Here is a 19,930-nt window from a genome sequence, read left to right as displayed (position 1 = left end):
CCCGGCCACACTAGGGAGTTCAGTCATGAGCAACGTCAGTTACGCGACCAGTTTCACGGTCGACGCCACCCCGCAGGACGCCTTCGCCGCCGTCACGAACGTCCGGGGGTGGTGGGCGGAGGACATCCAGGGCGACACCGCCGCGGCGGGCGACGAGTTCGTGCAGCGCTACGGCGACATGCACCGCTGCAGGATCCGGATCACGGAGGCCGTGCCCGGCAGCAGGGTCACCTGGCTCGTGGTGGAGAACTACTTCTCGTTCACCGAGGACGAGACGGAGTGGACCGGGACCACGATGACCTTCGACATCACCGAGAAGGACTCCGGGACCGAGGTCGCCTTCACCCACGAGGGCCTGGTGCCCGACTACGAGTGCTACGACGTCTGCTCCAACGCGTGGGCCTTCCACGTCAACGGCAGCCTGCAGAAGCTGATCTCCACCGGCAAGGGCGAGCCCACGCGCAGCTGAGCCGTCAGCCCCGTTCGGCGCGGTTGCGGACCGCGTCGAACACCTGGGCCCAACCCCCGGCGTTGTCGTCGACCGCGCTGACCCGCACGTCCGCGGACCCGGCGAGGTCGGCGAAGCCGCTCTCCACCACGCGCAGCCGGGTCTTGTCGCCCTCGGCGGTCAGGGTGAACTCGACGAGGGTGCTGTTGCCCTCGCCCGGCTCCTGCCCCGGGAACGCGCTGGCCCAGCGGTAGGCCACGTAGGTCGGCGGCTCGACCTTCACCACCCGGACCGGGAAGTCGCCGAACTGCGGGTTCCTCGCCACCGTCGACTCGCCGGCAACCGCTGCGGTGCCCGGCGCGCCCGCCGCGTCGGCCACCCAGAAACCCGGCTCGGACACCAGCGACCAGACCCGCTCCAGCGGTGCCGCGATCAGCGTTTCGCGCTCGATCCGATCTTCGCTCATGTGGAGGACTCCATTCACTGTCGACATAGGGTGCAATCCGATGGTTGCACATCGTCCAGTCGGGTGCCACTCACAGGCCCACCTCCGCGTTGCGCGGCGTTGACCTGCGAAGACGCGGGCGGAAACCGGGCCGTGAGCCGTCGCGGAGCGCTCAGGACCGCCGGGTACGGGCCTTCATCTGGTACATCGCGCGGTCGGCGCGGTCGATCGCGCACGCCAGTCCGGTGTCGGTGAGGTGCGACCAGCCGATCGCCAGGTTCAGGGCGCTGTCGGGTACGAGGGAGTTCCAGTCCTCGGCGGCGACCGCGGCGTGGATCCGGTGGGCGGTGTCCCGGGCGCCGGACAGGTCGACGTGCGGCAGGACCAGCACGAACTCGTCGCCGCCGTACCGGGCCGCGAAGCCCTGGCCGACCGCGCGGGTCAGTACCCCGGCGAGGCGTTGCAGGACGAGGTCGCCGGCCAGGTGGCCGTACCGGTCGTTGACGGTCTTGAAGCCGTTGAGGTCGGCCACCCCGACCGCGGCGGGGGTGCGCGCGGCGAGCAGCGCGGCGGCGTACTCGTGCAGGCGTCGGCGGTTGGGCAGCCCGGTCAGCGGGTCGGTGAGCGCCGCGTCGGCGTACCGGTCGGCGACCCGGCGCAGGTTCTCGTGGTCGATCCGGGCGGCCACCCCGTCCACGAACAGCGCGGACAGCGGGTCCAGCGTCAGGTGCACGGCGCGGCTGGCGGCCCGCTCGGCGGCGATGGCCAGGGGCAGCCGGCCGGCGAGCGCGTGGGCGAGGGCGCACAGCCGGTGGGTCTCGGCGACCCCGAACGTCGCGTGGTGCACGGGCCCGGCCTCCAGCAACGCGAGCGCGGCGTCGCCGTCCCCGGCGGCGAGCTCGGCGCACACCGGGGTCAGGGCCCGGATGGTGCGCTCGTCCACGTCGTGCCCGACGCCGTCGAGGAGCCCGCGCAGGTCGGGTACCCCGGGGCAGCCGAGCGCCGACAGCCGGGCGGCGGCGTACGCGATGTGCGCGCGGTCCACCGACCACGCCGGGGCGGCCCCGCGCTGGAAGTCGTTGACCACCTTGCGCAACAGCCGGACGGCGGTGGCCGTGTCGCCCCGGTGGTCGACGGAGACGGCGTGCCGGACCCGGATCTGGGCCCCGGTCTCCTCGTCGCTGAGCCCCAGCACCGTGTACAGCGCGTTGGCGCGTTCCACCGCGTCGAGGGCCTGGTCGTGCAGGCCGGCCTGGGAGCAGCCGAGGGCGAGGTCGTACCAGGCGTCGGCGGCGCCCACCCAGGCCGGCGCGGTGACCAGCTGGCGCCGGCTGTACTCGAAGTGCCGGACGCAGCGTTCGAGCGCCCCGTGCAGGCAGGCGACGGACCCGGCGATGGCGTGCAGTTCGCCGGCGACCGTGGCGTCGTCCACCTCGTCGAGCAGGGCGAACGCGCGGTCGAGCACGGGCGCGTACCCGGTGAGGTCGTCGACGTTGATCATCGCGCCGAGTTCGAAGGCGAGGGCCTGGGCGACGATGACGGGCGCGGTGGCCTGCGCGGCGATCCGGCGGGCCTCCGCGATGGCGGCCTCGGACCGGCCCTGTTGCATCAGGGCGCGCAGGTGGCCGTAGACCGCGTGGTGCTCGTGCGGTCCGTCGGCGGCTTCGTCCTCGTCCACCGCATCCATATACCACAGGTGATCGATCCGGGAACGCCCTACTGAAGGGTGTTCTCCGAGGTGTGTCCCTATCGGACCGGGTGCGGGGTCCGGACCCGGGCCCGGTTGCCGGCGGTCGCCGGGGCCGGGGTGGACCCGGTCCCCGGCAGCGCGGCCAGGTCGGCGGAGACCCGTTCGGCGTCGCGGTCGGCGACGGCGGGGCCGCTGCCGGCGAGGGCGCCGGACCGGGCGGTGCGGAGGCTGTAGACGACGAGGGCCAGGACTGCGAGGGTCAGGAGCGTTGCGTTCATGGCACTAAGTATTCGCTCATCGAATTTCCGCCAACAGTGGCAGGATTGACATTGTGCAACAAAATCCTGCCAGGTAGGCTGGGGGCATGTTGAGGACCGTCGCCGCCGTGGTCATGGACAGTGTCGCGCCGTTCGAGCTGGGCGTGTTGTGCGAGGTCTTCGGGGTGGACCGCACCGACGACGGCGTGCCCGAGTTCGACTTCCGGGTGTGCGGCGAGCACGCCGGCCGGCCGGTCCGCTCCGGCGTCGGCATGCTGATCACCCCGGAACACGGCCTCGACGCGCTCGCCGACGCCGACCTGGTGGCGGTCCCCGCGCACGGCGTCACCGACTCCTACCCACAGGCCGTCCTCGACGCCCTGCGCGCCGCCGCCGGCCGGGGCGCCACCGTGGTGTCCGTGTGCAGCGGGGTGTTCGTGCTCGGCGAGGCCGGCCTGCTCGACGGCCGGCGGTGCACCACCCACTGGCGGCACGCCGAGGAGCTGACCCGCCGGTTCCCCGCCGCCCACGTCGACGCGGACGTCCTGTTCGTCGACGACGGCAGCCTGATCACCAGCGCCGGCACCGCCTCCGGCATCGACGCCTGCCTGCACGTGGTCCGCCGCGAGCTCGGCGCGGGCGTCGCCACGGCCATCGCCCGGCGGATGGTGGTGGCCCCGCAGCGCGAGGGCGGCCAGCGCCAGTTCGTCGAGCTGGCCATGCCCGAGTGCACCGGCGACAGCCTGCAGCCCCTGCTCGGCTGGATGCTGGAGAACCTGGACACCGAGCACTCCGTGGCCGACCTCGCCCACCGGGCCGTGATGTCCGAGCGCACCTTCGCCCGGCGGTTCGCCGCCGAGACCGGCACCACGCCGGGGCGGTGGGTGGCGCTGCAGCGGGTGCTGCACGCCCGCCGGCTCCTGGAGGACACCCAGCTGTCCGTGGAGGAGGTCGCGCACGCGTGCGGGTTCGGCACCGCCGCCCTGCTCCGGCACCACTTCCACAAGCTCGTGGGGGTGGCCCCGAAGGACTACCGGCGGTCGTTCGCCGTCGCGCCGTGACCCACGGGACAGTGCCAGAGCTGTTCGGGGTACCGGGGGAGGTCCGGCCGGACGGGGGACGCGCCTGTCGGCCCCGGTTCCCGGCCGCAGGCTCCCGGTCCGGCTAGGTTTCTCCGGGGAAACGGACAACTGGAGGTCGTCGTGCGTGCTGTCGCCGTATCGGAGTTCGGGGCGACCCCCGAGGTCATGGATCTGCCCGTGCCGGAGGCGGGCCCGGCCCAGGTCCTGGTGCGGATCCACGCCGCCGGGCTCAACCCGTTCGACTGGCAGGTCGCCGACGGTGCGTTGAAGGACGCCCTGCCGCACCGGTTCCCGCTGGTCCTGGGCATGGAGGGCGCGGGTGAGGTCGCGGCCCTGGGGGCGGACGTCATCGGGTTCGCGGTCGGTGACCGGGTGTTCGGGGAGTTCCTGCGGGTGCGGTCCGGCGGCGGTTCCTACGGGGAGTACGCGGTCGCCGACGCCGGCGCGCTGGCCCGGATCCCCGACGCCGTGTCCTATACCGACGCGGCGGTGCTGGCGGTCGCGGGTACCACGGCGCTGAACCTGGTCGAGGGCACGCACGTCGCGAAGGGCCAGACGGTACTCATCGTCGGGGCGACCGGCGGGGTGGGCACGTTCGCGACCCAGTTGGCCGCCGCGCGCGGGGCGCACGTGATCGCCACCGCCCGGCCCGACGCCGCCGAGTCGATGCGCGCGCTCGGCGCCGAGGAGACCGTGGACCACACGGCGGGGCCGGTGGGGGAGCGGGTGCTGGCCCGGTACCCCCATGGTGTGGATGTTCTGATCGACGTGGCCAGTGACAAGGCGGCCCTGGCGGCGGTCGCGTCGGCGGTCCGGTGGGGCGGGGCGGTCGGGGTGAGCACCTGGGCGGCCGATCCGGAGGCGCTGGCGGCCCGCGACATCCGGGCGTTCAACCTGGACAACCGCCCGACCGCGGAGGTGCTGGCCCGGGTGGCCGACGACGTGGCCGCCGGCCGGTTGCGGGTCACGGTGGACGGCACGGTCCCGTTGGCGGAGGCCCCGGCGGCGCTGGCCCGCAGCAGGGCCGGCCGGGCCCGGGGCAAGACGGTCATCGCGGTGGCGTGACGTACGTGTCGAGGAAGCGTCCCAGGGCGTGCCGGGTGATCTGGGTGCCCCAGCCGCCCCACTGGAAGTCGTAGCCGTGGTCGGTCATCGGGAGCGTGACCAGCTCGTGCGGCACGTTGGACTCGTCCAGCTTGATCGACAGCGGCACGGACTGGGTCTCGGGGTCCACCAGGGCGTCGTGTTCGCCGTGCACCAGCAGCGTCGGGGGCAGCTTCCCCCGGACGTAGCTGAGGGGTGAGGCGATCCGGTAGGCGTCGGCGGCGGTGGCCGGGGTCCCGCCGGTGTACTTCTCCACCGCCTCGCGGGTGTATCCGCCCAGCGTGTCGTCGTGCCAGCCCGCGACCAGGTCCGTGGCCGGGTAGAGCCCGACGACGGCCGTCACCGACGTGTCCGGCGCGGGGCAGCTCGGCGGCAGCGCGGCGTCGCCCTGGCTGTACGCGGCCAGCAGCGCCAGGGTGCCGCCCGCCGACTCGCCCATCAGCACGATCCGGGTCGGGTCGACGCCGTACCGCTCGGCGTGCTCGCGGACCCAGCCGACCGCGCACTTGACGTCGCCGGCCGCCTGGTTCCACCGGGGCGGCGGGGCCAGCCGGTACTGGATGTCGAACACCGCGTACCCGCGCTCGTTGAGCCAGGCGTTCCACTTCGGGTACTGGCCCTGCTGGCCGGCCACGAACGCGCCGCCGTGCACGGTGACCACCACCGGCGCGGGCCGGGCGGCCGACGCGGGCGGCAGCCACACGTCCAGCGGCAGGGCGCGGCCCTCCACGGTGGCGTAGGTGACGGTGCGGGCCGGGTCGGGCTTGCCGAGGTTGATCCCGCCGGTGAAGTACTGCCCCAGGGACAGGTGGGTGCCCGTCGAGCGCGCCGTGAGCCACAGGTTGACGGTCGGCAGCAGCCCGGCGAGCACCGCGAGCACGGCGACCAGGGTGACGACCCACGCGAGCCGGTAGCGCTGCCAGGCGCGCAGCGCGAGGGTCAGGCCCAGAGTCAGGAGGCCGAGCAGGGTGACGAAGAGCGCGTACTCGCTGGTGACCAGGTAGGTCTTCCACGCCCAGTCCGCCGGGGGCAGCGGGGCCCACAGGGCGACCACGGCCGCGAGGAGCAGCAGGGTGAGCAGGACACTCAGGACGACGACGGCCCGGCCGCCGTGTGTCAGCCGAGGGGTGGCCAGGTCGGAGGGGGCTTCCAGCTGCTGCATGTCGTCCTCCCCGGGACGTGCCAGGTTGGCCTCCCCAGCATGCCACCGGCGCGGGCGCGGGGCGGACCTTTTCCGCGGCCGACAGACCTTTCGACGGGTACCGCTCAGAGCGGCAGCCCGCCCCGGTCCTTGAGCCGCTTCATCGTGATCTGCGAGTTGATCTTCGTGACGCCGGGCAGGGAGGTCAGCCGCTCGATGCACAGCACCTCGTACGCGCTGATGTCGGCGACGGCCACCCGGAGCAGGTAGTCGGGCACCCCGAACAGCCGGTAGGCCTCCACCACGTCCGGGATGCCCTCGAGTCCCTCCTCGAACGCCGTGATCGTGTCGCGGTCCTTGGCCTGGAGTTCGATGGTGGCGAACACCTCGAAGCCCCGGCCGACGGCGGCGGGGGCGATCACGGCCCGGTACCCGGCGATGATCCGGTCCTCCTCCAGCTGCCGCACCCGGCGCAGGCACGGTGAGGCGCTCAGGCCGACCCGGTGCGCGAGGTCGGCGTTGGTGAGCCGGCCGTTGTCCTGGAGTTCGCGCAAGATTCTGCGGTCGATGCTGTCCACAGCCCTAGTTTCTACCACTGGGACACGCCGGACGGGGCAAGAACGATCACAAATTGCGCTCACTACCCGGTAGTCTGTCCGCATCACGGTCCTGGGGTTCGTGGAGCGCACCCCGGGACCTTGACCTCTTGAAGAGTGCACCCACTCACTCGCGGGCGGGCCTGTCGGCGTCACGAGCGCCCCAGGCCCGACTCCGTCACAGAATGTGAAACGCTGTCAGCCAGGCGTAGAGAAGATGTGGGGTTCGCGCGGTGAACATCGAGGTTCTGAACGAGGTCTCCCGTCGGGTGCTGTGGCTCGCCGTGCGGATGGTCGACGCGGCCAACCGGGAGCGCGAGACCGGCGACGGGGTCAAGGTCGGCGGCCACCAGGCCTCCTCGGCGTCCCTGACCAGCGTCCTGACCGCGTTGTACCTGCACCACCTCGACGCCGCCGACAAGGTCAGCGTGAAGCCGCACGCCTCGCCGGTGTTCCACGCGATCCAGTACCTGCTGGGCAACCTCGACCGGAAGTACCTGACGACGCTGCGGTCGCGCGGCGGGCTCCAGTCGTACCCGTCGCGGACCAAGGACCCCGACGAGGTCGACTTCTCCACCGGTTCCGTCGGCCTCGGCGCCGCCGCCCCGCTGTTCGCCGCCGTCACCCGCCGTTACGTCGACGCGCACTTCGGCGCCCGGCCCGGCTCCCGGTTCGTGGCCCTGATCGGCGACGCCGAACTCGACGAGGGCAACATCTGGGAGGCCATCGTCGACCCCGCCACCACCGGGCTCGGCAACGTGATGTGGGTCGTCGACTTCAACCGGCAGTCCCTCGACCGGGTCGTGCCCGGCATCCAGATCGACAAGTGGCGCGGCCAGTTCGACGCGGCCGGCTGGCACGTCTCCGAGGTCAAGTACGGGCGGAGGTTGCAGGCGGCGTTCGCGCGGCCCGGGGGCGAGGTGCTCCGCACGTGGCTCGACGCGATGCCCAACGAGCAGTACCAGTCGCTGTTCGCCCTGGCCGGCGAGGAGCTGCGGATCCGGTTCCTCGACGGGGCCCCGGACGGGGTCGCCGAGTTCGTCGCCGGCGTCGAGGACCTCTACACCCTGGTCACCGACCTCGGCGGGCACGACATCGGCGCGCTGATCGACGCGTTCGAGGCCGCCGACGCGGAGAAGGACCGGCCGAGCGTCGTGTTCGCGTACACCGTGAAGGGCTGGGGTCTGCCGCTCGCCGGCAACCCGCGCAACCACTCCGGCCTGCTCACCGGGTCCCAGATCGCCGACCTGCGGGCCGAGACGGGCCTGGACGAGGCGACCGAGTGGGACCGGTTCGACGCCGCCAGCCCCGCCGGCATCCTGTGCAACTCGCGCCGCGACGCCCTCGCCAAGCCGCCGCGCTCGCCCGCCCTCGGCGTGACCGTGCCGACCGCCACCGGACTGCGCTCCACCAAGCCGATGTCCACCCAGGAGGCGTTCGGCCGGATCCTCGTGGACCTGTCCCGCGACCCGGCCGTGGCCCCCTACCTGGTCACCACCGCCCCGGACGTGGCCACCTCCACCAACCTCGCCGGCTTCATCAACCGGACCGGCGTGTTCGCCCCCGAGCCCCGCCGGGCCTGGTCCGCCGACCCGCTCGTCAAGTGGTCCGAGGGCCCCACCGGCCAGCACCTCGAACTCGGCATCTCCGAGATGAACCTGTTCCTGCTGCTCGGCCAGCTCGGCCTGTCCTGGGACCTGTCCGGCCAGCCCCTGCTCGCCGTCGGCACCGTGTACGACCCGTTCGTGTGCCGGGGCCTGGACGCCTTCATCTACTCGGTGTACTCCGGCTCCCGGTTCGTCGTCGCCGGCACCCCCTCCGGCGTCACCCTGGCCCCCGAGGGCGGCGCGCACCAGTCCACGATCACCCCGTCCATCGGCCTCGAACTGCCGAACACGACCCTGATCGAGCCCGCGTACGCCGGGGCGCTGGACTGGCTGCTGTGCGACGCGTTCGGCCGGATCGCCGCCGGCCCGTCGACCAACCCGACCGCCGGGCCGACCGAGGACGGGGCCTACTACTTCCGGCTCACCACCCGGCCGATCGACCAGGCGCCGTTCGCCGCCGCCCGGGAGCGGCTCGGCGAGGCGGTGCTGCGCCGGCAGGTGCTCGCGGGCGCGTACCCGCTGGTCACCTCGACGGTCACCGGGCCGACCGTGTACCTCGCCGCCACCGGAGCCGTGCTGCCCGAGACCCTGGCCGCCGCGGCCGAACTCGCCGAGGAGGGCATCGCCGCGCACGTCGTGGACGTCACCTCCCTCGACCGGCTGTACTCCGCCTGGCAGCGGACCCTGCGCCAGGGCGTGCGCACCGCGACCACCCCGTCGGTGGCCGGCGCGCTGCGGGCCGCGTTCCCGACCCGGGCGCCGGTCGTCACCGTGCACGACGGGGCCTCGCACGCGATGGCGTGGCTGGGGTCGGCGCTGGGTGTGCCGTGCGTGCCGCTGGGTGTGGACACCTTCGGCCAGTCGGGCACCGTGGCCGAGCTCTACGAGCTGCACGACCTGACGCCGGGGTCGATCGTGAACGCGGCGCTGGCGGCGTTGTCGCTGGGCTGAGCCCCGGAGACATTCCCCGAATGGGTAAAGCGGTCATAGCTGGGCAATTAGCATCCTGTGGGTATGCCCGCCGTGATCCACCCGAGAGGGGAATTCTGTGCGACTACCCACCCGCCTGACTACCGGAGGCGTCCTCCTCCTGCTGTCGACGGTGCTGTCGGCGGGGGCCGCGACCGCCGCCCCCGCCGTGGAACCCGAGTTCCCGGCGTCCGACGGCCTGATCGTGCAGTTCCAGCCCGGCGCGCCCGGCACCGACGGCGACGTGACCCGGGCCGCGCTGCCCGAGATCGAGGGCATCCGGCTGGACCCGGCGGTGCCGATGGCCAACGACCGGATCCTGTACCGCACCCAGCCGGCCGAGCTGTCCCGGGCCACGATGGACGACGTGATGCGCCGGATCGCCGCCGACCAGCGCGTCGTGTCCGTCGAGCCCAACCTGCGGATCGCCGCCCCGACGGCCGCCACCGACGACCCGTACCTCTCCTACCAGTGGGACCTGCACGAGGAGCAGGCCGGCATGCGCGTCCCGGAGGCCTGGCGGCGGGGCGCCACCGGGGACGGCGTGACCGTCGCCGTCCTCGACACCGGCATCACGAAGCACCCGGACCTCGACGGCAACGTCGTCGCCGGCTACGACTTCCTCAGCAACGCGGCGGCGGCCCGCGACGGCGACGGCCGGGACGCCGACGCCGCGGACCAGGGCGACTGGACGTCCTCCGGGCAGTGCGAGAAGAACCGGCCCGGGCGGCCGAGCAGCTGGCACGGCACGCACGTCGCCGGCACGGTCGCGGCCGTCGCGGACAACAACGTCGGCGTCGCCGGGGTCGCCCCGCACGCCAGGCTCGTCCCGGTCCGGGTACTCGGCGTGTGCGGGGGCACCGTGGCCGACATCTCCGACGCGATCGTCTGGGCCTCCGGGGGTACCGTGCCGGGGATCCCGAAGAACCAGAACCCCGCCCAGGTGCTCAACCTCAGCCTCGGCGGCCGGAGCGCGTGCCCGAAGGCGTACTCGGCCGCGCTGCGGTCGGCGACCGGCCGGGGCGCGACCGTGGTGATCGCCGCCGGCAACGAGAACCTGCCGGCCAGCGGCTCCACCCCGGCCAACTGCGGCGGGGACACGATCGTCGTAGGCGCCCTGAACCGGGCCGGCGGCCGGTCGGACTACTCCAACTACGGCGCCACGGTCGACGTGGCCGCCCCGGGCGGGGAGACGCACGTGACCCCCAACGACGGCATCCTGTCCACCTGGAACCAGGGCCAGACCGCGACCGGCGACCCCGGCTACGGCCAGATGGAGGGCACGAGCATGGCCGCCCCGCACGTCGCGGGCCTGGCGGCGCTGCTCCTGGGCCTGAACTCCGGGCTGACGCCGGCCGACGTGAAGCTGATCGTCCAGCACACGGCGCGGGACCTGCCGGGGGACTGTCCCGACGGGTGCGGGGCGGGGCTGGCGGACGCGAACGCGGCGGTGGAACTGCTGTCCAGGCGGTAGCCGCCGACGACCGGCCGCCGGGCGTTCCCCGCCAGGGGCCGCACCGGAGGCCGGTCAGGTCGGCGATCGCCGCCCGCGGGACGGTCCCGCGACCAGGTGGACCGGACTCAGTCCGCCGCCTCCACGGTCACGACCACCCCGCTGAAAGCGGCCGTGCCGACCACCCCGTCCACCTCGGCGTCGTCGGTCAGGTCGTTCAGGCTGACCCCGGGCCGCTCCGCCGCCACCGCCAGCCGGGTACCGGACCGGTCGTGGCCCCAGCCGTGCGGCAGGCTCACCACCCCCGGCATCATGTCGGCCGTCGCCGCCACCTCGGTCTCCACCGCCCCCACCCGGGACCGGATCCGGACCCGCTGGCCGTCGGCGAGGCCCCGGGCGGCCAGGTCGTCGGGGTGCATGAGCAGCTGGTGGCGGGGGCGGCCCTTCGCCAGGCGGGGCGCGTTGTGCATCCACGAGTTGTTGCTGCGCAGGTGCCGACGGCCGACCAGGCGCAACTCGCCGGCCGCCAGCGGGGTGAGGAGCTCGGGCCGCGCGGCGTCCAGGGCGGCGAGGAGTTCCGGGGGCGCGCCGTGCACCCGGTGGTCGCGGGTCTTCAGCGCGCCGGGCAGCGAGGGCTTCAGCGGGCCGAGGTCCACGCCGTGCGGGTTCCGGCGCAGGGTGCGCAACGACAGCCGGTACGGGCCGGTGCGCAGCAGCAGCGCCACCAGCTGGTCGGGCCGCAGCCGCGACTGCACGGCCAGCCGCAGGTCCCGCCAGGTGCGCCGACCCCCGAGCATCTTCCGGTACCGGCGGCCCAGCTCCCCGAAGATCTGCCAGTCGTGCCGCGCGTCGGCCGGCGGCGCGAACACGGCGGGGGAGTAGCGGGCGGTGTCCCGCACGGCGAGCGCGTGGAACACGATGTCGTAGTTGTCGTGCTCCAGGGCCACGGTCGGCGGCAGGATGATGTCCGCGTGCCGGGTGGTCTCGTTCAGGTAGAAGTCGACGGACACCATGAAGTCCAGCCCGGCGAGGGCCCGGTCGAGCTGGCCGCCGTTCGGGGTGGACAGCACCGGGTTGCCGGCGGAGGTGACCAGCGCGCGGACCTGGCCGTCGCCCGGGGTGAGGATCTCCTCCGCGAGGACGGCCACCGGCAGCTCGCCGCCGAACTCGGGCAGGCCCCGCACCCGGCTGCGCCACTTCGCGTGGTGCCCGCGCCCGATCAGGTTCCGGCCGACCAGGTCCACGGCCGGCCGGGTCAGCAGGGTGCCGCCGGGCCGGTCGAGGTTCCCGGTGACCAGGTTCAGCAGTTGTACGCCCCACTGGCTGAGCACGCCGTGCTTCTGGGTGGACAGGCCGACCCGGCCGTAGCAGGCGGCCCCGTCGACGGCGGCGAACTCCCGCGCGATCCGGCGGATGTCGTCGGCCGGCACGCCGGTGACCGGGGCGACCCGCTCCGGCGTGAACTCCGCGACCGCCGCGCGCACCGCGTCGAGCCCGTCCACATAGGCCGCCGGGCTCGCCAGTCCCGCCTCGAACACCTCACGGACCAGGGCGAAGAGCAACGCCGCATCGGTACCGGGCCGGATGAAGTGGTGCTCGTCGGCCACCCGGGCGGTCTCGGTGCGCCGGGGGTCGACCACGACCATCCGGCCGCCGCGCCCCTGAAGGTCGGTGAGCCTGCGCCGGAAGTCGGGGACCGTCATCAGGCTGCCGTTGGAGGCCATCGGGTTCGCGCCGAGTACCAGGAAAAAGCTCGTTCTGTCAATGTCGGGCACCGGCAGCAGGAACTGGTGGCCGTACAGCCAGTAGGAGACGAGATGGTGCGGCAGCTGGTCGACGGACGTCGCCGAGTACCGGTTCCGGGTCCGCAACTGCCCGAGGAACAGCGGCCCGTGGGTGAGCGAGCCATAGTTGTGCACATTGGGATTGCCCAGGTAGACGGCCACCGCGTTGCTCCCGTGCGCGCGGCGGACCTCGACCAGCCGGCGGGCGACCTCGTCGAGCGCGGCGTCCCAGGACAGCTCCTGCCAGCCGTCGGCGGTCCGGCGCACCGGGCGCCGCAGCCGGTCGGGGTCGTCGCGGATGTCGGGCAGCGCGAGCGCCTTGGGGCAGAGGTGGCCCCTCGACAGCGGGTCGTCCTCGTCGCCCCGGATGTCGACCACGGCGCCGTCGCGCAGGGTGAACCGCAGCCCGCAGATGGCCTCGCACAGGTTGCAGGCCCCGAACCGGACCACGTCCTCGGTCATGGCCCGATCCTCCCATTACCGCCGGGTAACAGGAAGGGTCGCGGGCGCGCGGCGCTACCGGCCGAGCCGCATGTCGCCGACGATGGGCCGCCCGGTGGCCCGGGCGGCCCACTCCGCGCGTTCCTCGCTGCGCCCGCAGACCCAGACCGAGTGCGTATTCGACCACTCCTCGCTGAACAGGCCCGTCTCGTGGATCACCAGCTCGACACCGTCGTACTTCGGGTTCGACCACAGTTCCTCCGCCGCGGACTCCGGCCAGATCACCGACCAGCTCAGTTCGCCGATGTCGCGCCCCACGGTCGCGATGAACTGCTCCTCGACCCTGCCCGGCGCGATGCCGTCGATCTCGATGTCCACCACGAGATCCGGCACCGCCTCGATGAGTCCCGCTTCGGCGGGCGTGAGTTCCCAGACCTGGCCGGGGCCCCTGGCGGACCGGTAGAAGCGGTCCTCGGGTACGTCCTTGAGCAGGTGCGACACCACCTCGTCCCGTTCCGGCGGAACGCGCAGGTCGGTGCTCATGGGTCGCCCGGCCAGCTCCGGTAGCGGCAGGTAGCGCGGCAGCCCCCGGGGAGTGGTCATCGCCGAGACGCTGACCTCCCGCACACGATCGGCGAGCGCGACCAGCTGACGGGCCAGGCCGAAGGCCTCGTCCAGCTCCGTGGTGTGCAGCAGCGGATACATGTGCGCGTTTCCCATGACGAGCATTCTCGCCGCAGGCCCACCCGCCCGTCAGCCCGCACGCCCACGTCAGCGGAGTGGAACGGCCGGTCCCGAAGGACCGGCCGACTCCATCGCCTACTCCGCGTGCTCCGCCGGGATCGACCCCAGCCGCCCGGCCTTGAAGTCCTCGAAGGCCTGCACCAGCTCGGCGCGGGTGTTCATCACGAACGGCCCGTACGCGGCGACCGGCTCCCGGATCGGCTTCCCGCCCAGGACGAACACGTCCAGCGGGGCGCCGCCCGGGTCGGCGGCGACGGTGAGCGCGCCGCCGGGGCCGTACACCGCGAGCTGGCCCGAGGTGAGGGGGCGCTTCTCCGCGCCGACCGTGCCGGAGCCGCCCAGGGCGTAGGCGAGCGCGTTGAAGTCGGCCCGCCAGGGGAGGGTGACCGACGCGCCGGGCGCGACCGTGGCGTGCACGAGCGTGATCGGGGTGTACGTCGAGCCCGGCCCGGCGTGCCCGGCCAGCTCCCCGGCGATCACCCGGATCAGCGCCCCGCCGTCGGGCGAGGTGAGGAGGGCGACCTTGTTGCCGGTGATGTCCTGGTACCGGGGCGCGGCGAGCTTGTCGGACTTGGGCAGGTTGACCCACAGTTGCACGCCGTGGAACAGGCCGCCGCTCATGACGAGGTGCTCGGGCGGGGTCTCGATGTGCAGGATCCCGGCCCCGGCGGTCATCCACTGGGTGTCGCCGCCGCCGATCAGGCCGCCGCCGCCGTTGGAGTCGGAGTGCGCCATCTCGCCGTCGATCATGTAGGTCACGGTCTCGAAGCCCCGGTGCGGGTGCCACGGGGTGCCCTTGGGCTCGCCCGGCCCGTAGTCGACCTCGCCCATCTGGTCCATGTGGATGAACGGGTCGAGGTCGGCCAGGTCCACGCCCGCGAAGGCGCGCCGGACGGGGAAGCCCTCGCCCTCGAAGCCGCGGGGGGCGGTGGTCACGGACAGGACGGGGCGGTCACGGTCGGTGAGGGGGTTGGGCTGCGGAACGCGCGGCAGGGCCAGCAGGTTCTCGACGGTCACAGCGGGCATCGTGCCCCTCCAGATCAGTTAGTTGCTCAGTCAACTACTTGCATCGTACTCAAGATATTTGCTCAGTCAACTATTCCCGTGCCGGTCGCGTGCTTTCAGCCGGACTGTCGGCATCTCCGGGGCCGGAATGGGATCCCCGTCATAGCCGTGCACGACGCCGAACCGCCGGCCGGCCATCCAGTCCTCGCGGGCCTCGACGATCTCCTCGTGCGAGCGCGCCACGAAGTTCCACCACATCACCAGCGGGTCGTCGAACGGCGCGCCGCCGATCAGGAACAACCGGGCGTCCCCGTCGGCCTCCAGGGGCAGCTCACGCCGCCCGGTGCCCAGATAGAGCAGACCCCCGGGGACGAGAGGGGTACCGGCCACCCGCGCGGCCCCGTTCAGCACGACCGCCGCGTACTCGAAGTCCGCCTCCACCGGCACGGTCGTCCGCGCCCCCGCCGCGAGCACGAACTCGGCCCCCACCAGCGGGGTGTGCGCCCGGGCCGGCGAGGTCAGCCCGCCGAGCGAGCCCATCACCACGGTGGTCGTCACCCCGTCCGCGGCGTACACGGGCAGGTCCGCGTGGTGGTCGAAGGCGGGCTCCCCGTGCCGGGCGTCCTCCGGCAGCGCCACCCACAGCTGGAGCCCCTGCATCACCGGCGGGTGCACGGCGGGCGACTCCTCGGAGTGCGCGATGCCCCGCCCGGACGTCATCAGGTTGAGCTGGCCCGGCCGGATGCTCACCAGACTGCCCAGGCTGTCGCGGTGCAGCACCTCGCCCTCGACCAGCCAGGTCACGGTCTGCAGGCCGGTGTGCGGGTGCGGCCCGACCTGCATCCCGGGCCGGTCGGCCACGTCGTCCGGGCCGAACGCGTCGGCGAAGCACCACGCGCCGACCATCCGGCGGGGGCGCTGCGGCAGGAGCCGGCGCACGACGGTGTACCGGCCGAGGGCCACGTCGTGCCCGGGGAGCAGAAGATTGTCCACCCCCTGAGCGTAGTGAGCCCCCGGCCGGGCCGGTTCACTTCCCGCGTCGGGCGATCTTCCCCTTCGTCAGGGTCAGCACCTGGTCGGACTGCCGGGCCACCTCCTGGGAGTGGGTGACCACGATGACGCAGGTGCCCTGCTCGTGCGCCAGTTCCCGGAACACCTCGACCATCTCCTGCGCGGTGTCGCCGTCGAGGTTGCCGGTCGGCTCGTCGGCGAACAGGATGTCCACGTCGCAGGCCAGGGCGCGGGCGATGGCGACCCGCTGCTGCTGGCCGCCGCTGAGTTCGAGCACCGGGGCCTTCGCCTCCTGCTCGTCGAGCCCGAGCCGTTCGAGCAGCTCCATGGCCCTCGTCCTGCCGCCCTTCACCCCGGTGATCTCCATGGCCGTGGTCACGTTGCGCACCGCGCTCATGTACGTCAGCAGGTTGTACGACTGGAAGATGGTCGCCACGTGCCGGTTGCGGTACTTCGCCAGACCCATGCCGCGCACGTCCTCGCCCCGGTAGAGCACCCGGCCGTCGACGGGGGAGTCCAGCCCGCTGGCCAGGCTGAGCATCGTGGTCTTGCCGCTGCCGGACGGTCCCAGGATCGTGTAGAAGGTGCCCGGCTCGAAGGCGAAGCTCACGTTCTTGAGCACCCAGACCTTCTTCCGGGGCCCCTGGAAGGCGTGGCTGACGCCGTCGAGTTCGAGAATCGGTGCCACGGTCACTCGCCCTTCATCAGGATCGTGCGGGGGTTGAGCTTCAGGATCGCCAGGCCCGGCAGGATCGTGGCCAGCAGCGCGATGCCGACGCCCACGCCGGCCACCCGGCCCACCTCGGCGGCCTCCAGCGACACCGAGATCTTGTCGATCGGCTTCACCGGCCCGGGATCGGCCGACCCGATCGAGCGGGCCATCATCACCCTGCCGCCGCCCGGCATGCCCTGGTCGGCCTCCTTGTCCTTCGCGGCGGCCACCTCCCGGCCGAGCAGCGCGTCCCCCGCGTACTGGGACAGGGCCGTGCCGATCAGCACCGAGAAGCCCAGCGCCAGGACGGCGACGGCGGTCACCTCCACCAGGTGCTGGCCGACGAGTTTCCACTTGCGCTCGCCGAGGGACAGCAGGATGCCCAGCTCCTGGCGGCGTTCCTTGATGGCCATCGCGACGATCAGCCCGAGGATCGCGGCGCCGGCGATCGAGACCAGCCAGACGGCCACCCCCGCGAAGGAGGCGATGGACTGGATCGGGCCGACCAGGTCGCGGTACAGCCGGTCGTTGTTGTCGAGCTTGAACACCTCCAGGTCGATGCCCGCGGCCCCTGCGGCCTTCTTGAACTGCTCGAACTTCCCCGGATCCTTCAGGGTGTACTTGGCCACCTGCACCTTGTTCTGCCCGTTGACCTTCTCCGACGGGTTGAGCCGCGCGACCGCGCCGACCGGGGCGTAGACCTTGTTGCCGGGGACCATGCCCGGCGGCATCCACATGTCGGCCTGGGGGGCGGTCGGGTCCCGGTACACCCCGACGATCTCGAACTCGGTGGGGTTCTTGCCGTCCGGGGACTTCAGGGTGAGCTTGTCGCCGACCTTGAGCTTGTTCTTCGCGGCCAGTCGCTCCTCGACCATGGCGACGTTCCTCCCGTCGTCGTCCGGGCCGACCGCCCGGCCGTCGATCACCGCGTGCCGGCCCTTGCGGAACTCGTCGGTGAGCCGCACGTCGCGCTGTCCGCTGACCGAGAGGGTGTTCATGTCGGCAGGTCCGGCGGTCGTCGCCCCTCCGCCGATGGTGGTGGCCATGGACAGGCCCTCCGGGGGCTTGGCGGCGCTCTCCAACAGCGTCACCCCCGACGGCGGCGGGCTCGCGCTCTCCAGGCTGTAGTTGTAGTCCCGGACCAGGGGCGACCTCCCGAGCGCGTCCACCTTGCCGGTGGTCAGGGCGTCCGTGTCGGTCATCTTGGGGAAGGCGCCGTTGCTCTTGGCCATCGCCTTCTCGACGTCCCAGTCGAGGGTGACGTCCGCGCCCACCCGGGCCTTCGTGTTGGCCGCCGACTGCCCCGTGGCGCTCTGCAGCAGGAACCCGGCCAGCACCAGTGTGAAGATGACCAGGAACAGCCCCAGCATGATCAGGGACTTCACCCTCCTGGCCGCCAGGCTCAGGCCCGCCCGTTTGACAAAGTTCACATTCACCCTCGGTTCGCCTCCGTCGTCAGTCGCGTTCGTTGCCAGGGACCTTCCAGGCGGGGTCATTAGAGTCCGGGCCGCGTCTCGTGGGCGTCTGGCGATCGCCATACGTCCGCGATAGGCGCGGCCTGCTGTGCTGGCGTGCTGACCGAGGAGGAGCCGATGCGGGTACTGGTCGTCGAGGACGAGCCCTTCCTGGCGAGCGCGCTGCAGTCGGGGCTGCGCCGGGAGGCGATGGCCGCCGACGTGGCGCACGACGGGGACGACGCCCTGGAGCGCCTGGCCGTGCACGCCTACGACGTGGTGGTGCTCGACCGGGACGTGCCCGGGGTGCACGGCGACGACGTGTGCCGGTACGTCGCGACCACGTTGCCGGCCTGCCGGATCCTGATGCTCACCGCCGCCGGGGGACTGCGGGACAAGGTCGCCGGCCTGGAACTGGGCGCCGACGACTACCTGGTCAAACCGTTCGACTTCCCCGAACTCGTCGCCCGGCTCCGGGCGCTCGGCCGGCGGACCGCCCCCGCCCAGCCGCCCGTCCTGCACCGGGCCGGGATCCGGGTCGACCCGCACCGGATGCAGGCGTACCGCGACGACCGGTTCCTGCCGCTGACCCGCAAGGAGTTCGCCGTGCTGACCCTGCTGATGCGCGCCGAGGGCGGGGTGGTCAGTGCCGAGTACCTGCTGGAGAAGGCGTGGGACGAGCACGCCGACCCGTTCACCAACGCCGTGCGGATCACGATCTCCACGCTGCGCCGCAAGCTCGGCGACCCGCCGGTCCTGCACACGGTCACCGGCGTCGGCTACTACCTCGGGGCCGCCCGGTGACCGCCCGGCTCAGCGTCCGGGCCAAGCTGACCCTCGCCTACGGCGCCCTGATGCTCGTCGTCGAGGCGATCCTGCTGGCCGTCGTCTACATCCTGATGACCTACGTGCCCAGCTACCGGATCACCGCCGTCCAGGGCCCGCTGCCCACCTGGGAACCGGCGAGGACCGTGCCGTGGGACGCCCAGCCGGCGGCCGGGATCTCCATCGAGTCCAAGGCCGACGTGCTCGCCTCGCTGCTCTGGTCGTTCGGCGTCGGACTGGCGCTGGTCACGGGCCTGGGGCTGTTCGTGTGCTGGGTGGTCGCCGGCAGGGTGCTCAGTCCGCTGGCCCGGATCACGGCCGCCGCGCACACCGCCACCACCGGCACCCTGCACGAGCGGATCGCGCTGTCCGGCCGCGACGACGAGCTCAAGCGGCTCGCCGACACGTTCGACGGCATGCTGGCCCGGCTGGAACGCGAGTTCGGGGCGCACCAGCGGTTCGCGGCGAACGCGGCCCACGAGCTGCGCACCCCGCTCGCCGTGACCCGCACGATGCTCCAGGTGGCGCTGGCCCACCCCGAGGACCACGATTTCCGGGTACTGGGCCCCAAGCTCCTCGCCACCAACGAACGCAGCATCGCCACCACCGAGGCGCTCCTCGTCCTGGCCGGCGCCGAACACGCGCGGGTCCGCACGGAGAGCGTGGACCTCGCCGCGCTCGCCGGGGAGGTGCTCGGCCAGGTCGCCGCCGAGGCCGCGCACCGGGAGGTGGCGGTCCTGCACCGGCTGCCCGCGACCTGGGTGGCCGGGGACCCGGAACTGCTCCGCCAGCTGCTGGTGAACCTCGTGCACAACGCCGTCCGGCACAACCACGCCGGGGGACAGGTCGCGGTGGGCGTCGCGCCGGGCCACACCGGCGGGGCGACGCTGACCGTGTCGAACTCGGGCCCCGTGGTGCCCCAGGAGGAACTCGCGTACCTGTTCGAGCCGTTCTACCGGCGCCAGGGCCGCGCGGCGGGCGGGCGCGACCAGGGCCGGAACCCGGGCGGTCGGGGGACCGGTGGTCCGGGGCACCCGACCGGCCACGGGCTGGGGCTGGCCATCGCCCGGGCCATCGCCGAGGCGCACGACGGTCGGATCTCGGTGGTCGCGCACCACGCGGGCGGCCTGTCGGTGACGGTGACCCTGTAGGGCGCCGCCGG

General features: G+C 72.9%; 18 protein-coding genes. 7 read left to right on the top strand and 11 right to left on the bottom strand.

Annotated features, from left to right (window positions below; all coding sequences use genetic code 11):
* Positions 1–25: 25 nt before the first annotated feature.
* A complete protein-coding gene (locus tag PT931_RS22325) occupies positions 26–469 on the top strand; it encodes an SRPBCC family protein (protein WP_456247710.1) in 444 nt (147 codons plus the stop codon).
* A gap of 4 nt (positions 470–473) precedes the next feature.
* On the opposite strand, the gene PT931_RS22320 is transcribed toward PT931_RS22325, so the two are convergent.
* From PT931_RS22320 to PT931_RS22310, 3 genes are all read right to left on the bottom strand, one after another.
* The gene (locus tag PT931_RS22320; RefSeq protein ID WP_456247709.1) at positions 474–914 is read right to left on the bottom strand and encodes an SRPBCC domain-containing protein; all 441 of its coding nucleotides are present in this window, start codon (positions 912–914) and stop codon (positions 474–476) included.
* Between the two features lie 151 nt (positions 915–1,065).
* Positions 1,066–2,571, bottom strand: a complete 1,506-nt coding sequence (locus PT931_RS22315; RefSeq protein WP_456247708.1) for a GGDEF domain-containing protein — start codon at positions 2,569–2,571, stop codon at positions 1,066–1,068.
* 68 nt (positions 2,572–2,639) lie between these two features.
* Positions 2,640–2,861 carry a hypothetical protein gene (locus tag PT931_RS22310; RefSeq protein ID WP_456247707.1) on the bottom strand — a complete coding sequence of 74 codons (222 nt, stop codon included), beginning with the start codon at positions 2,859–2,861 and terminating at the stop codon, positions 2,640–2,642.
* 86 nt (positions 2,862–2,947) lie between these two features.
* Here PT931_RS22310 and PT931_RS22305 point away from each other — a divergent pair, with 86 nt between their 5' ends.
* Complete coding sequence (locus tag PT931_RS22305; protein ID WP_456247706.1) at positions 2,948–3,901, top strand: GlxA family transcriptional regulator; 954 nt, start codon at positions 2,948–2,950, stop codon at positions 3,899–3,901.
* A gap of 141 nt (positions 3,902–4,042) precedes the next feature.
* Positions 4,043–4,987: an NADP-dependent oxidoreductase gene (locus tag PT931_RS22300; protein WP_456247705.1), complete on the top strand. Its 945-nt coding sequence runs from the start codon at positions 4,043–4,045 to the stop codon at positions 4,985–4,987.
* On the opposite strand, the gene PT931_RS22295 is transcribed toward PT931_RS22300, so the two are convergent.
* Together PT931_RS22295 and PT931_RS22290 are read right to left on the bottom strand one after the other, a co-directional pair.
* On the bottom strand, positions 4,971–6,188 hold the full coding sequence (locus tag PT931_RS22295; RefSeq protein WP_456247704.1) for an alpha/beta hydrolase fold domain-containing protein: 1,218 nt from the start codon (positions 6,186–6,188) through the stop codon (positions 4,971–4,973). The genes PT931_RS22300 and PT931_RS22295 overlap by 17 nt on opposite strands.
* Positions 6,189–6,292: 104 nt before the next feature.
* A complete protein-coding gene (locus PT931_RS22290) occupies positions 6,293–6,745 on the bottom strand; it encodes an Lrp/AsnC family transcriptional regulator (protein WP_456247703.1) in 453 nt (150 codons plus the stop codon).
* A gap of 308 nt (positions 6,746–7,053) precedes the next feature.
* On the opposite strand from PT931_RS22290, the gene PT931_RS22285 reads away from it, so the two are divergent.
* Both PT931_RS22285 and PT931_RS22280 read left to right on the top strand, forming a co-directional pair.
* Positions 7,054–9,321 (top strand): transketolase-like TK C-terminal-containing protein, encoded by a 2,268-nt coding sequence (locus PT931_RS22285; protein ID WP_456247748.1) that lies wholly within the window; start codon positions 7,054–7,056, stop codon positions 9,319–9,321.
* A 97-nt stretch (positions 9,322–9,418) separates the two neighbouring features.
* The gene (locus PT931_RS22280) at positions 9,419–10,813 is read left to right on the top strand and encodes a S8 family peptidase (protein WP_456247702.1); all 1,395 of its coding nucleotides are present in this window, start codon (positions 9,419–9,421) and stop codon (positions 10,811–10,813) included.
* Between the two features lie 107 nt (positions 10,814–10,920).
* Here PT931_RS22280 and PT931_RS22275 read toward each other — a convergent pair whose 3' ends face one another.
* The 6 genes from PT931_RS22275 to PT931_RS22250 form a co-directional block, all read right to left on the bottom strand.
* The gene (locus PT931_RS22275; protein WP_456247701.1) at positions 10,921–13,038 is read right to left on the bottom strand and encodes a molybdopterin-dependent oxidoreductase; all 2,118 of its coding nucleotides are present in this window, start codon (positions 13,036–13,038) and stop codon (positions 10,921–10,923) included.
* A 54-nt stretch (positions 13,039–13,092) separates the two neighbouring features.
* Positions 13,093–13,737, bottom strand: a complete 645-nt coding sequence (locus PT931_RS22270; RefSeq protein ID WP_456247700.1) for a hypothetical protein — start codon at positions 13,735–13,737, stop codon at positions 13,093–13,095.
* Between the two features lie 99 nt (positions 13,738–13,836).
* Positions 13,837–14,787 carry a pirin family protein gene (locus PT931_RS22265; RefSeq protein ID WP_456247699.1) on the bottom strand — a complete coding sequence of 317 codons (951 nt, stop codon included), beginning with the start codon at positions 14,785–14,787 and terminating at the stop codon, positions 13,837–13,839.
* Positions 14,788–14,853: 66 nt separating this feature from the next.
* The gene (locus PT931_RS22260; protein WP_456247698.1) at positions 14,854–15,759 is read right to left on the bottom strand and encodes a pirin family protein; all 906 of its coding nucleotides are present in this window, start codon (positions 15,757–15,759) and stop codon (positions 14,854–14,856) included.
* A gap of 34 nt (positions 15,760–15,793) precedes the next feature.
* Positions 15,794–16,471 carry an ABC transporter ATP-binding protein gene (locus tag PT931_RS22255; RefSeq protein WP_456247697.1) on the bottom strand — a complete coding sequence of 226 codons (678 nt, stop codon included), beginning with the start codon at positions 16,469–16,471 and terminating at the stop codon, positions 15,794–15,796.
* Positions 16,468–17,919, bottom strand: a complete 1,452-nt coding sequence (locus PT931_RS22250) for an ABC transporter permease (RefSeq protein WP_456247696.1) — start codon at positions 17,917–17,919, stop codon at positions 16,468–16,470. Before PT931_RS22250 ends, PT931_RS22255 begins: the two co-directional genes overlap by 4 nt.
* A gap of 162 nt (positions 17,920–18,081) precedes the next feature.
* On the opposite strand from PT931_RS22250, the gene PT931_RS22245 reads away from it, so the two are divergent.
* Together PT931_RS22245 and PT931_RS22240 are read left to right on the top strand one after the other, a co-directional pair.
* Positions 18,082–18,747: a response regulator transcription factor gene (locus PT931_RS22245; protein WP_456247747.1), complete on the top strand. Its 666-nt coding sequence runs from the start codon at positions 18,082–18,084 to the stop codon at positions 18,745–18,747.
* On the top strand, positions 18,744–19,919 hold the full coding sequence (locus PT931_RS22240) for a sensor histidine kinase (RefSeq protein WP_456247695.1): 1,176 nt from the start codon (positions 18,744–18,746) through the stop codon (positions 19,917–19,919). Before PT931_RS22245 ends, PT931_RS22240 begins: the two co-directional genes overlap by 4 nt.
* The last annotated feature ends 11 nt before the right edge of the window (positions 19,920–19,930 follow it).

The sequence above is a fragment of the Longispora urticae genome (genome assembly GCF_053902585.1).
The sequence above is the reverse complement of the archived record's forward strand: the minus strand, read 5'-3'. Positions and strand labels throughout refer to the sequence as shown.

Excerpts from the sequence above, each read along its gene's own strand:
- PT931_RS22325 (WP_456247710.1), top strand. The coding sequence starts at position 26 with ATGAGCAACGTCAGTTACGCGACCAGTTTCACGGTCGACGCCACCCCG.
- PT931_RS22320 (WP_456247709.1), bottom strand. The coding sequence starts at position 914 with ATGAGCGAAGATCGGATCGAGCGCGAAACGCTGATCGCGGCACCGCTG.
- PT931_RS22310 (WP_456247707.1), bottom strand. The coding sequence starts at position 2,861 with ATGAACGCAACGCTCCTGACCCTCGCAGTCCTGGCCCTCGTCGTCTAC.
- PT931_RS22305 (WP_456247706.1), top strand. The coding sequence starts at position 2,948 with ATGTTGAGGACCGTCGCCGCCGTGGTCATGGACAGTGTCGCGCCGTTC.
- PT931_RS22295 (WP_456247704.1), bottom strand. The coding sequence starts at position 6,188 with ATGCAGCAGCTGGAAGCCCCCTCCGACCTGGCCACCCCTCGGCTGACA.
- PT931_RS22285 (WP_456247748.1), top strand. The coding sequence starts at position 7,054 with ATGGTCGACGCGGCCAACCGGGAGCGCGAGACCGGCGACGGGGTCAAG.
- PT931_RS22275 (WP_456247701.1), bottom strand. The coding sequence starts at position 13,038 with ATGACCGAGGACGTGGTCCGGTTCGGGGCCTGCAACCTGTGCGAGGCC.
- PT931_RS22270 (WP_456247700.1), bottom strand. The coding sequence starts at position 13,737 with ATGGGAAACGCGCACATGTATCCGCTGCTGCACACCACGGAGCTGGAC.
- PT931_RS22265 (WP_456247699.1), bottom strand. The coding sequence starts at position 14,787 with ATGCCCGCTGTGACCGTCGAGAACCTGCTGGCCCTGCCGCGCGTTCCG.
- PT931_RS22245 (WP_456247747.1), top strand. The coding sequence starts at position 18,082 with ATGCGGGTACTGGTCGTCGAGGACGAGCCCTTCCTGGCGAGCGCGCTG.